Raw genomic sequence first — 12,536 nt, forward strand, 5'->3', positions numbered from 1 at the left:
CTTATTCCTCTAGTCGTTTTAATTTGTTCACCAGCAGTCGGCTCACACCCATATCCGTGTCGCGGACGGTCTCGGGACCGGTCACGTCGGGATAGGGTTGCCAGCGCTGTAAAATCCATGTATCGGGTTCGCCGCCTGCGGCGACGTATCCGTCAAAATATTCAAGGGTGTTGTCCACAGCGGACGCACTGCGCTCCGCCGCATTCTGCGCCTTTTCTTGTTCCTGTACTGTGTTCGAACCAACATACGACATATCATCGAAAGCATTGATGATCATGCCGCTGTCGAGGCCGATCGATTTAACAATGCCTTCCGCAGCCATGATGCGCCCGAAGTCCAGCCGTTTTTCATTGCGACCGTCATAACGGCAGTCCTGATAGCTGAAATCAATGTGCAAGTGATCCAGCTCCACGCCGCGCTCACCAAGCTTCTGTTTGGCGGTCGACAGGAACTCTTCAAGGTCGATGGGATAAATACACAGCGGATCAGTCGTGGTGTAGTTTTCTCCTACTGAAAAATAACCGAGCGATTCAATCATGCCGATTTTGGCATTCGGAAAAGCCTCGTGAATCATGGAAAGAGAAATTACGACCTCATCCATCACGATGCGCCAATCCGGATCTTTAACATACGGGGCCATCGGCTTGGCACCCTGCAGGCAGAGACCAACGTTCCACATCACCGCATGGTCGGTACTCAGAAAATCGACCGTTCCCCCGGCATCCACCCAGCGCTGCAGCACCTTGATTTCCTGCGCGGCATATTTAGCGCCGCTCCCCTCGCCGTAAAGCTTGGGATCCCAGCGCAGTGCACCGATTTCAAAAGCACATTTGAGTCCGGCTTCGCGGGTAAAGGTCGCCAGCTGTTTCAACTCTTCATCGCTGTACTTTGTTCCACCCAGCGATTCAATGAACTGCTTAAACACGGCCGTTTCGCCATACACCGTCGGCCAGTTACCGATGTCGGTAAACTGGCCCAGAAAATCATCACGAATTCCGCGCGTCACCGTATTGAGCGACGCTGGCCCATACCAGATCCCGAGCCCCGAATCGCGCACAGACTCTGTCTGACCGACCTGATTAAGGGTTTCCGATCGCGATCCGGCACGTTGCTCCGATTCCTTCGGCCCGCAACCGGTCAATACGCCAGCCAACGCCAAACCGGCTACCAGGCAACCCCACCCAAAATTTTTATCTCTCCGACTCATAATTAATACAATCTGTCATATTTTATATTACAGAGCAATTCTATTTTTCAATTATTTTTAAAACCCGGAAGTCGGATTGATCATGTTCAGACTGTCACCTCACCGCCCCATATTGATTTGGCACCCACCCGCTGAAAACGTTTTGCCAGCAATATTCTTAAAAGGTTTGGAGGAGCCAGCTTGACCGGCGGATTTCCAATGTCTGGAAATAACACTCGGAGACTTCTCGAAGATGTGGAGCAAAGGATCCTATATGCTCCAATCATTGGAAAACATTACTGTTTGCCTTTGGGTCTCTTCTGGCGATAGACTTGGTTTTCCTTGGCCCAGTTTGTCCAGTCGCGTTTCAGTCCGTCAGCACGTTCGGGGAACTGCTTTGAAAGGTCGTTTTGTTCGGTGGGGTCAGCCATCAGGTTGTAAAGTTTCCACGGGCTTTTCGCTCCATCGGCGACAAGTTTCCAACCGTCCTGATAAACCGCACGACGACCCAGATGTTCCCAGTAAAACGGTAGCGGTGGAAGTTCCGCCCCCTTGACAGCGTCCAGAATGCTTCTGCCATCCGGCTGTACCGCTTTTTTTCCGCGGAATTCGCTCGGAAATTCTACGCCCGCCGCATCCAGGCAGGTCGGCAGGATGTCAATTATATGGCATGGTCCGTGCCGTAGAGTGCCGGCGTATTCACGCAGTTTGGTGGGCCAGCTGACAATCAGCGGTGACGCAATCCCGCCTTCAAAGGTGTGGGCCTTATAACTGCGGTAAGGTGTATTGCTGAGTTGAGCATATGTTGCGCTGCCCTTTCGCTCCGGGGTGGATCCGTTGTCGCTCAAGACAAAGATCAGGGTGTTGTCGTATTGCCCATTCGCTTTCAGTGATTCGACAAGCATCCCAATGCCGTCATCCATAATCTCGATCATCGCGGCGTAGGTCGCCATCATGTTCGCCCATTCCCGTTTTTGGGAATCGTTAAGTTTATCCCATGAGGGCATCCCGGCGGCAATTTTTGCATTTTCCGGAACGACGCCGAGCTCCAACTGACGGGCAAAGCGTTCGCGCTGGAGAGTCTCAAAGCCTGCCATATAGCGATCGAAACATTTTTGAACGCGATCTGCCGGAGCCTGAATCGGCGCATGCGGCGCGTAGTGCGCCAAGTAGAGGTAGAACGGGCGGTTCTGATCTATTTGGTTCTGAACAAATTCTATTGCGGAATCGGACAAGGCATGGGTCAGATAAAAGTCGTCAGGATATGGGGTATTGTCATCGATATGCTCGCCGTTTTTCATCATAAACTTTGGGCTGAAATAGTCCTTCGCCCCCCACCAGGTTCCGTAGAAAAAATCGTAACCGCGGTCGAGCGGGAACAACGGCTTCTGAGTAGACTTACCGGTAAACGTCTGGTGCCACTTTCCAACAATGCCGGTGGCATAGCCATGCGGTTTCAGGATTTCGGCCATCGTCGGGGCGTCCGCCGAAAGCTGCCCTCGATAACCGGGCAGTTCCTCATCTTTCGACATCGCCCCTATTCCGACCGAGTGCGAATAACGTCCGGTCAGCAGGGAAGCACGCGACGGTGTGCAACGGGCGGCGTTCCTGAGGCCGGTCAAGCGGACGCCCTCTTTGGCGAGTTGATCGATGTTCGGTGTCTGAATTTCGCCGCCGTAACAGCCGAGATCCGAAAACCCCATATCATCGGCCATGATGACGATAATATTGGGTTTTTCGGCCGCAGCGGAGACGCTGCAGAAAAGCGGTGCGGCCAAGATGGCCCCCATCAAAAAGCATTTCACAATACGTTTGAGGCTCTTCATTATTCCCCCCAAATTATTTACTGTCACTCATTGCGGTACCATGCGTTAAAACGTGATGGGCATATTCAGCAAAGTGCCCGTTAACGTCTTTGGTGTAGGCTTCCAGAATGTTTCTTCCTACGTCTTGGTAATCCCCGCATTCGTAAAGCAGTGCGGCCACCAGAACCTCTTTGAATTTTCGGTTCAGCTCCTTACCACCCTTTGGGCTCAACGGGTTTCGGGCAGGCGTGTTTTTTCCGTCATAGTAATCCAGCACTTGCGCATGCCCTGTGAGTCCTTTGTTATTCAGGAAATCCGCCACCGGCTTGGCCATGGATGCGTTTTTGTTCATTCGCAGAGCCAGGCAGATCGCCTTGTAGTGAGATAAGGGACTCTCCATCGTCAATTGATCCAATTTTCCCAGCAAGGGTTCTACCACATCCGGCGTTTGCAGGAATCCAGTGGCAATGACCATGCGGTCTACTTCCCCAAAGGTGTTCGCATACTTGCGCTGGTTACTGTAATCCCAGCCATTTCCCCAATCCGGAGCATTCCGCACCGCTGCGATCAATGTGTCCTTGCCGGTTGCATCATCCAGAATGGCCAGAACTCGGGCAAAGTTCAGTTTAATATCGGGATTTGACGCTTTCGCATAAGCCTGTTTTAACAAAGGAATGGACTGCTGCGGGTGGCTCATCACTACAGCTAAGGCACGGTGCGTATCGTCGTGCTCTGGTTTTTGGTGAACCCCGATCGTAAGGGCGTTCAGTTGTTTTACCGCCTGCCGTATCGCTTCCTGGCTCAGAGGGAAAGAATCCACGTCCGCAAGAACCCGTTCTTCCAGACAACCGTTTTCCACCAAAGCCTGCTGCAATTCCTTAAGGTTGATTTCCCGCACCAGCCCCCTGGTCCGGTCCACCGCCATGGCCGCCGCCATTCCAACGGCGTAGCCCTGGTTCTGCAGGTCAGGCTGCATACGGGTTAAGGTCATCGCATCACGCGTGGTACTGGCCCCGAGCCCGGTGACGAGAACTCCTTCCAGACCTTTAGGCGTCAAACAGCGGTATGGCATATCGCAGGTAAAAACCGGTCCTTTCATATCTTTCACCAAAAACATCTCCGTATCCGGATGCGCCCCGGCATCGAAATTACTTTTGTGGTGGCTGATGGTATCGGGGAAGGTGCGCTTAGTGAGAATATCCTCGGTGGTGAGCGTGTAGTCACAAATGGAGCGGCGACGATCCCGCGACGGGATAAGCTGCGCCATATCGTGAACTTTTCCTCCCGTCTTTCTACCTGACAACTTCAGGTGCCAGCGATCGAAGACATCGTTATCATGCAGCATATAACGAGCCGGGTTCGTTGTTCCGGCGCCGAGTTTGCGGGGCGGATTATTTGAAATCTGCACGGACAGGTCGCCATATTTGGAGATGCTGTAGTGCGTTTGCGCATGAGCGGCCGCAGCAATATCGGAGTTACCGGTACTATCAATCACCACATCCGCCAGCACCACGCCCCGACCGAACGGCGTAGCGACCACCACGCCCGTGACTTTGTTGCCGTCCATCACGGTGCCACACCCAAAACTGGTAAACCATACCTCGCCGCCGCTTTGAATCAGCTGACTGCGAAGCCATTCTGATTTTTGAATTTGGCTCCACTCCTCTTTTGTACCCAGCGCCTTATCGATTTCAGCGGTATAACCAAACCGAAATCCAAACCAGTACCTTGAAATCAAGCCGGCCGTGCCGACCCCGCCGAGCTCATCCATATACTCGATCGCCAGCGTTTTAGCGCCCGAGCGAGTGGCGCCCAATGCGGCAGGAGCGCCCGAGGTCCCACCACCAACTACGACAACATCCCAGCGCCCGAGTACCGGCAACTCATGGTTACCAAGTTTTAATTGAGGGCTATTCCGAAAACGGAACGACGGCTCGACCTCCGTTACGGCCAGGCTCGGCTTTGCATCACTCGTATGAGCGTATTGTAAGCTGGCGGGGACGACACGGGCTTTCGCCTTCTTCGCCGCTTCGCGCCCTACTTCTTCGCCCACTCTAGCAAATCCCAGCAGGCTCTTCTGCTCACCGGAATAAGCGTTCAGGACATAAAGGTGATCGACGCCTTTCGGGCGAACACCACCCGCCACCACATTATCCGGCGTGTAGCGTAGCTTCTCGGAGTGGTCGACCATATTGGGGTCGTAGACTTTTGAGCGGACTTCGTTCAAGACCCGGCTGCGCTCACGGAAGGTGTCGGCATTGTATTCGAGCGGGAAGCTGTACTCGTAAACAGAGTGGGTCTTCTTCTCTGTTTTTCTATTCTTTCCCCGTCCCTTTGTGATGGAAGATTTAAAAGTTAAACTCGGCACTTTCGTTCCCGTTTCTTTCAAATCACCGCCGATCACCGTGTATTTGAATGTTTTTTTACCCGGTTTAAAGGGCGCGAATTTTGCGGCGGTTTGACGGGTCAGGATCGCGTTTTCGGTGGCATCGATTATGACCTTCGCGCGAATCGCCTGACGGCCGCTGCGGTTCATCATCGTCAACCCACTCGGCACGCCCTGCTCATCCACCAGCAGTTCGGCGGGAAAGCTGCCGGTCATAAATTTGACCTTACGCGTCAACAAAGAGCGGTCTAACAGGGATTTTACCTGTAGCGGAGTTATCTGGCGCGAAGCTTTAAACAGCTCTTTAGTAATTTTTGTTAACGGTTGTTCCTCGGGGTTGAGCCATAGTTTCTGGCTCGCGCAGAGGTCGTACCCAAGATACGGGCGCGATTCAACGACGAGTACCGAGGCTCCACTATCGGCGGCGGCACAAGCCGCTTCCACCCCGGCGACCGAACCGCCCGCCACAACCACATCCACATCGTAGGCTAATGGAATTTCTTTGGCGGTCTCAATAACCCCTTCCGCGCTCGCGCCCACTTGAAACGCAAGCGTGGCGAAGATGGACAGGAATCCGATTTTTAACTGACTAACATTTAACTTTATATTCACTGTCATCCCATAGAGAACGCTAATGAAGTATAAGCGCCCGTTTTTGTTAAGGTTTTTGATGTTCGGTTCATTTAGTCGATTTCGATTTTTTATCGAAGGTTAATGATGGTTCCCCGTTTTAAACAGTTGGCTGTCCCACAGCTTTTAGACGAACCCCGGCAGATACGCCTGTTCCGGTGCTCCTCTGATACGACTGGGTGGTTTGGCTGTCCCATAGGATTCCAGCAAGGCCGTCAGATCCCAGCGTCGCCACAGCGCGGCGCGCACAACGGTAAAGAGACGCTTGAAGCTGTGTCCCCACCCGTGCATGAACGCCAGGCAGCGCATGAGCAGATGCACCAGCAGCCCCGTCCAGACCTGCCAGCGAACGGCGTTGGCGCTGTAGCCGAGGAAGTCGGAGAGCTGGAGCGTCTGCTTGATCTCTTTGAAAAATACCTCGATGTCCCATCGGCAACGGTAGAGTTCAGCGATCGTCCACGCGCTCCACTCCATGTGGTTGGTCATGAAGACCATTTCGACATCTTTGCCGTTGATCTCCACGAGGGCAACGACGCGGCGCAGCTCGCTCGGGTAGGCCTCCTTCGATTTTTCGAGCGCCATCTCAATCACCTCGTCGCGAATGATGCGCTTGTGTCCGGTAGTTTCGAGCGTGCGCACCACATCGTATTGCATGTTGTCCTTGGCCCGGCCTACCCACCAGATGCCGCGCTCCGTCAGTTCGTAGAGATGCCCGAATTTCGTGTAAGCCTTGTCGAACACGGCGATTTTACCGGATTTGAGCCCTGCGCACAACGCCTGCGCCTTGGTGCTATCATGGTGCTTCGCCGTATCAACGATGGCGCACCGGGGCAGAAAGCTCTGCAGGTCGAGGCGCAGATGACACTTGGCCGCGGCTTTGCGACGGCGGTGCTTCGCCCAGTCCATGCAGTTGGCGACCAGTTGGACCGTGGTCGAGTCCATCGCATGGATCGCCTTGCTGAAGCGCCGAAGGTATCCGCGCCGAACTTTGCCTTTCGCGAAGCCCGGAACCGTATCCATCAGATGCTTCATCATGCTCCAGTAGAGTTCTTCAGCCATGTCCGCGCTGCGGACCCTGTTCGCATGGCTCAGGTTGTTGCGCGAAGGAGGAACTGCACCTCGTATAGTCGAGAGCGCCGCCGCATTCATCTGGAGCGCGTCGCACACATCATTGAGTCCAAGCGCGTGCGAGAAGTGGGCGTACATCAACGAAACCACATGGCTCCACGGCGTGTACGTCCGGCATCGGGCGTCTACGCCATGCTTCTTCGCAAGGTTCGACACCATGTGTCCGGGAATCAGATTGCACATTTGTTTCAAGGTAGTATACCTATGTCCGGCTGGTTTGTGTTTTTGTCTTTGTTTTTTCATACCCTCCGAGTGGAGGATTTAAGACGCACTTACCAGCCTTTTTATTTAAGAGCTATGGGATGACAGTGCTTTATATTCATTTTATCTCCGATTTTCTTACCTGTCTGTGGACGGAAAAGTGAACGATCATTTTTTCTTACGGGAGGGATTCTCTGGAAGCAAACCAAAAGATTGCTGACAATATCCAATGTAAGACAGGAATTTTGCACCTCTTGCCTTGTGGATAATGTGCGCTCTGCTCAATTCTTCTGTACAATCGGGAGCCTTCTCTTTGAGGTATCTCAATGCTTCGATTGCGGCCAGAACATTGTAGGCCGTTGGTCCGCTTGTATTGATAATCTCTTTCTTCAACACATTGCCGGATTCTTCCCGATGCTTGCCCAGGGATAGAAGAACAGTGGCTGAAGCAATCCGGGTGTCCGTCGTAGAACATCTAAGGAGTGGAGCCACTTTGTCAACCACGCCAGATGCCGCCGTTCCTTGAGATATTAGCCCGATGAGGGCCCAATACTTAACAATGTCGTCCGGATGATCGAGGAATTCCGCCTGACGCGACAATACGTCGGGGCCACCGCCAACCAAATCCGCCGCCGCGAGAATATCTTTGAGAGGGTACTTTTCGTCATTTGTGCGGATCTCATATGGAGTCGAGCCCTTTGCGCGAACAGCCATTTCATATTCAGGAAGAAACATAACGTCACGTCTTTGCATGATCTCTTGGTGCATAGTACCCCGAAGCTCATTCAGGACATGACTATGCTCAGGCGAGTCCACCAGATTCCGAATCTTGTGAGGATCTTTTTTGACGTCGTAGAGTTCTTCGGGTGGCGTGGTCGGATCAGCAAAGTCCAGAGTGGAACCTGTGAGAGCTCCCTTTTTATAGCAGTTCTTTATCTCCGGTGTTATCTCCGAAGTATCGAAATAGGCGGTTCCGTGCATTTCCGAAATATGGGGCATGTAGTTGCGGTTGTACTGATATCGGTCAGTTCGGATCGTGCGCGAGTTGCGGATAACTTCTGCCGTCCGGTGAACACTGCCAAAGGTATAACTACGCGCGGCGGGCTCACGGCCTTTGCCCAGAAAAACATAACCTTTCATGTAAGAGGGTATCTTACCTCCTGCCAGGCTGATCACTGTGGGTCCAAAGTCCTCGAATGTGACAATGTCATTGCAGACCGAACCCGGAGCAGAAGGAGCCAGATGCTGATACTTTTTGGGGAACTTAACGATCAGAGGGATCTGGTAGCCAAAGACGGGACTGCATTTGGCACGTGGAATCCCCTCTCCGTGATCGGCATAGATGAAAATGATCGTGTCATCTGCAAGTCCGTCCTGCTCCAGCTTATCCAAAACCACCCCCATCTGCTTGTCCACCATGGTGGTGCAGTCATACACGCGCGCCATCGTGCGCCGTGAGATGGGGGTCTGGGGAAAATACGGGGGGATTGAAGCATCCTCAATAACATGCTGTTCCTCTTCCGAGAGCTTGTTCCGGATTACCGCAATGTATTTCTCATAAGAGCAGGTCATTTCTCTGGACTGGTGAGAATCTCCGAAGTTGATCACCGAGAAGAACGGTTTTCCTTTGGGTCGATCTTCATATTTTCCGCGCTGCCTGGTCCAGGACTCTTTGATGAGCCGTTTTGCGGCGGAGGTGTTGTAGTCAGTCTTATAATAATTGGAGGTGTAATATCCCGCTTCCCGCAGGAAGGTTGGAAACCCTTTGATGAAATCAGGGATATCATGCGTGCTTCGTTGATTGCCTGTTCCCAGACAGGTGGCAAGAACACCGGTTATCAGCGAGCTTCTCGATGGGGCACAACTAGAGTTTGTGCTGAACGCACGTCCATAGCGAATCCCTTCGGCGGCGATCCGGTCTATGTTCGGCGTATGGGCATACGGATCCCCATAACACCCGAAAGAATTGGGAGAGGTATCCTCCATCACCAGCCAGAGAATATTCGGTTTAGACACTTCCGCATAGGCCAAGACCGACGCGAAAACCACAAGCACCATCAGTGCGACTTGTTTTTTCATGAATTATCTCCCTGCATATTTGATTGGCGAAACCGTTGCCGTTTTAAGCCAAGCTTTCCACGCCTGCGGGTCATAGCCGAAATCACGCTGCGAAAGTGCCGCAAGCTCTTCGTGGGCACTGCGGGCAATAAAGCCGCGAATATCCGTGAGGTAGTCGATCATCATTTCATAGCCCTGTTTCGATCCGCAACGCGCCATCGCCCGTCCGATGCTGAATTCCAGATAGGCGTAGCGATCTTCCATAATGCTTGCTTTCCCTTTACCGGTTTCGCGCGGATCGGTACCGATCGGGAGCCGGCTACCAGAAATTCCCTTCTTTTTGGCAAGCAGGTTTAGCGCCGGAATACATTCAGGGTCGGCCAATCGATCCGAGGCATAGCAGATGCTGTAAACGTAGTTGAACATCACGTCGGATTTTTCGGGATTCATTTCGACCCGCTTCGCAATCTCGGTCATCAACGGAATCACTCTGGAATCACCCGATCGCCCAAGCGAGTTGACCCAGTAGGTTATCTCCGGCGCGGAAGCGTGGTCGGGGGTATCATGCCGCATCTTCACGTGGCTCTTTTTGGAAAGACCGGGGGTTTTGAGGCTCTGTTCCAATTCCTCCAGCAGCACATCCGCACCCTGGCGATCACCGAGAAAACAGAGCGCCTTCCCAAGATCCAGGCGTCCCGTTCCTGTAGCATTTCCCAACGCCGCTTTGAGTAGCGGCAAAGATTGTTCGGGTCGCATCAACAGTGAAACCTTGTCCATCAGCTTGAGTTTGCCGGCGGCGAGCTGGTCGGCCATTTGCTTAAGTTGAGCACTATCAATTTCCGGCAAGGCACTATCTTTCACACCTTGTGTTCCGCTCAAGTCTTCGGCAGAAAGTGCGCCCAGGCCGATCACTCCTTGCTGGAGGGCTTTAATATCAATCTCGCCAAACGACTGATTATTCCCGATGGATTGCGCCGCGGCCAGTCCCGCCGCACCGCCTATCGCCATAAGATCGCGCTGCATGCGAGCCAGCGCCAGCGTATCATGGTCGACGGACATCGCTTTGCCGACCACCAGAACGTTGTCAAACTCCACTGGGCGCAGGGCGCGATAAGGAATCTGAACCAAGAAGGTCTCCATCCAGTCGGTAACATAGCCGCAGAACGACAGGTCGCTGTCGGCGATGCCCTTGATGTCCACATCAGCTTTGCAGACCGCGATCGTGTCCTCAAATTGGCGGTTCGACATAATATCGGCGTAGGTTACCCGAACACTCCCCTCGATATTTCTGGATTCACGCGGGGTCAGGTAATATTGAGGAGAACTCCCTTTTTGGGGATTACCCTTTCTTGCCGCTTTTTTGAAGCGGCGTGATGCTACCAAAACCCGGCTCAGGTCGGTCGGGTCGCGAAAATCGACTACAAACGCGAAGTGGCGTCGCGCTTCCGGATTGGTTCCGATGAACTGGGCAAAGGAGTAGAATAGGGTCATCGCGTCCCGCGTTGGACCATAGGAAAAAGCACCGCCAGCACGCGCCACGATATCGGCATCGCCGGTTGCATCGATCACGCATTTTGCCTGAACCACGCCCAGCCCGTTCGGCGTCGTGACCACAACGCCACTGATCTTTTCCCCATCAACCACCGCGCCCACGGCCAGCGTGTGGGTCAGCATACGCGTCCCGGCGCGCATCAGGCAGTCCAACATACCCATGCACTTCGGCATCCCCGTCGCCTGCATCGTTTGGGCGGCATCCTGATCCAGCTGCCCCACAAAATCGGTCTCGCGCCCGAACCAGTATTTGCAAACGCCGCCAATCGTATGCGTTCCGCCGCCGTCGCCAAACTTTTCTACGACAATCGTATCTACGCCTTTTCTGGATGCAACCAGTGCGGCGGGCATTCCGCTCGTTCCGGCACCCACCACGAGCAGGTCGCAGGTCGCAACGACCGGCAACGTTCCGGGCTGGGCCGCAACCTGTTTTCCGGTGCTGTAAATCGGCGCTATGGCATCGAAAGAGGCGGTTCCTGACGTGCTCTTTTTCGAAGCGGTTCCGAGCTGCAGCACCCCGTCGAGCGTTCCGGCTGGTTTCGTAACGACATTTTTCAACAGCGGAACGAACGAGGGACCGGCGAGTGGCTCAACCATACTCAACGCGAGTTCATCGTCGACATCCGCCATCGGCCCGCAGACCCAAACATTGTCCAGTTTTTCTGGGCGGCATGCGTCCAACGTCAACTTGCCGGACTTTGAGCGGCTGACAATCCGCCGCGCCGGATCCATAAGCAACGTGTTTCCGCCACGGACATATTGCAGACCGGTCTGGGGGGAAGCCTTCAGAACAATGCGCCGCGCTTCCTGATTGTAGGTTGCTTCCGGGAAATGGCCTTTCGCAACCGGCAACCGCAACTTAAACTCGGCGAACGGACCGTGCATTACGATCTGACCGTTTGCGAGTTCCGGCACGCCTTTCACGGCAATCGGCGCACTGCGTTCCTCATTGCAGAGATAACTGTAGCGAGCCAGCAGTCCCTTTTCGGCGGACGAGCGTGCCTTTGTTTCGCCGCCGGCCGACGTAACGATCAATGCATCGGGCGTGTAATCGATCACCGTGTCGGCTTGAACGGCAACCAACCCGCCCTTGCAAGCAAACACCACGGCAGTGATCCGACGGTCCGCCCGCGCCACACCGCACGGAAACAGGTCGTAATGCAGTGACGCGCCCGAATCGAGAAGCAGGTCTTCCAGCCCCTCCGTGACTTTGATCATATCGAGGAGCGAATCTTCTCCCGCCTCCTTCTCGACGCATCCGGTGAGGAACGCGTTGATTTCCGCGTCACTCGAATTCAACCATTCGCGTTTAACCCACGGGCGTTTACACATAATCAGTTCATGCGGAAGCGACGTGCCAGCCGAGGCCAGCACCGCGCTTTTGCCCTCTTTCGCAAACGTAGATGCCAAGAAACAGGCATCCAGTGTCGAGCCGACAACCAACACATCGGCGATCTTGATCACCGGAATCTGTTTGCCTTCAAACGTGACGTAGCGTGATGCATCACTCGATGCCGCGTTGGCTGAAATCGCCACCATGACAACGAGCGCGCATACCGTTAAAACCCACTTTTTCATTTCTTATCTTCTA

At 53.8% G+C, this 12,536-nt stretch carries 6 protein-coding genes; all 6 read right to left on the reverse strand.

The genetic code is table 11. The features are described 5' to 3' along the window. Position 1: 1 nt before the first annotated feature. Entirely contained in the window at positions 2–1,207 is a 1,206-nt protein-coding gene (locus E9954_RS10175) for a hypothetical protein (protein ID WP_136079070.1), read from the reverse strand. 275 nt (positions 1,208–1,482) lie between these two features. Next, positions 1,483–3,012 (reverse strand): arylsulfatase, encoded by a 1,530-nt coding sequence (locus E9954_RS10180; protein WP_136079071.1) that lies wholly within the window; start codon positions 3,010–3,012, stop codon positions 1,483–1,485. 13 nt (positions 3,013–3,025) lie between these two features. Next, positions 3,026–5,989: an FAD-dependent oxidoreductase gene (locus E9954_RS10185; protein ID WP_168442139.1), complete on the reverse strand. Its 2,964-nt coding sequence runs from the start codon at positions 5,987–5,989 to the stop codon at positions 3,026–3,028. 144 nt (positions 5,990–6,133) lie between these two features. Then, positions 6,134–7,378, reverse strand: coding sequence for an IS4 family transposase (locus E9954_RS10190; RefSeq protein WP_136079073.1), 1,245 nt, complete (start codon positions 7,376–7,378; stop codon positions 6,134–6,136). Positions 7,379–7,504: 126 nt separating this feature from the next. Further along, complete coding sequence (locus tag E9954_RS10195) at positions 7,505–9,415, reverse strand: sulfatase family protein (protein ID WP_136079074.1); 1,911 nt, start codon at positions 9,413–9,415, stop codon at positions 7,505–7,507. A gap of 3 nt (positions 9,416–9,418) precedes the next feature. Then, positions 9,419–12,523: an FAD-dependent oxidoreductase gene (locus E9954_RS10200; RefSeq protein ID WP_136079075.1), complete on the reverse strand. Its 3,105-nt coding sequence runs from the start codon at positions 12,521–12,523 to the stop codon at positions 9,419–9,421. Positions 12,524–12,536 lie beyond the last annotated feature (13 nt).

The sequence above is a fragment of the Pontiella desulfatans genome, assembly GCF_900890425.1.
Lineage (GTDB): Bacteria > Verrucomicrobiota > Kiritimatiellia > Kiritimatiellales > Pontiellaceae > Pontiella > Pontiella desulfatans.

Bases quoted from the DNA above. Each gene is read 5' to 3' on its own strand.
- E9954_RS10200 (WP_136079075.1), bottom strand. From the start codon at position 12,523: ATGAAAAAGTGGGTTTTAACGGTATGCGCGCTCGTTGTCATGGTGGCG.
- E9954_RS10190 (WP_136079073.1), bottom strand. From the start codon at position 7,378: ATGAAAAAACAAAGACAAAAACACAAACCAGCCGGACATAGGTATACT.
- E9954_RS10180 (WP_136079071.1), bottom strand. From the start codon at position 3,012: ATGAAGAGCCTCAAACGTATTGTGAAATGCTTTTTGATGGGGGCCATC.
- E9954_RS10195 (WP_136079074.1), bottom strand. From the start codon at position 9,415: ATGAAAAAACAAGTCGCACTGATGGTGCTTGTGGTTTTCGCGTCGGTC.
- E9954_RS10175 (WP_136079070.1), bottom strand. From the start codon at position 1,207: ATGAGTCGGAGAGATAAAAATTTTGGGTGGGGTTGCCTGGTAGCCGGT.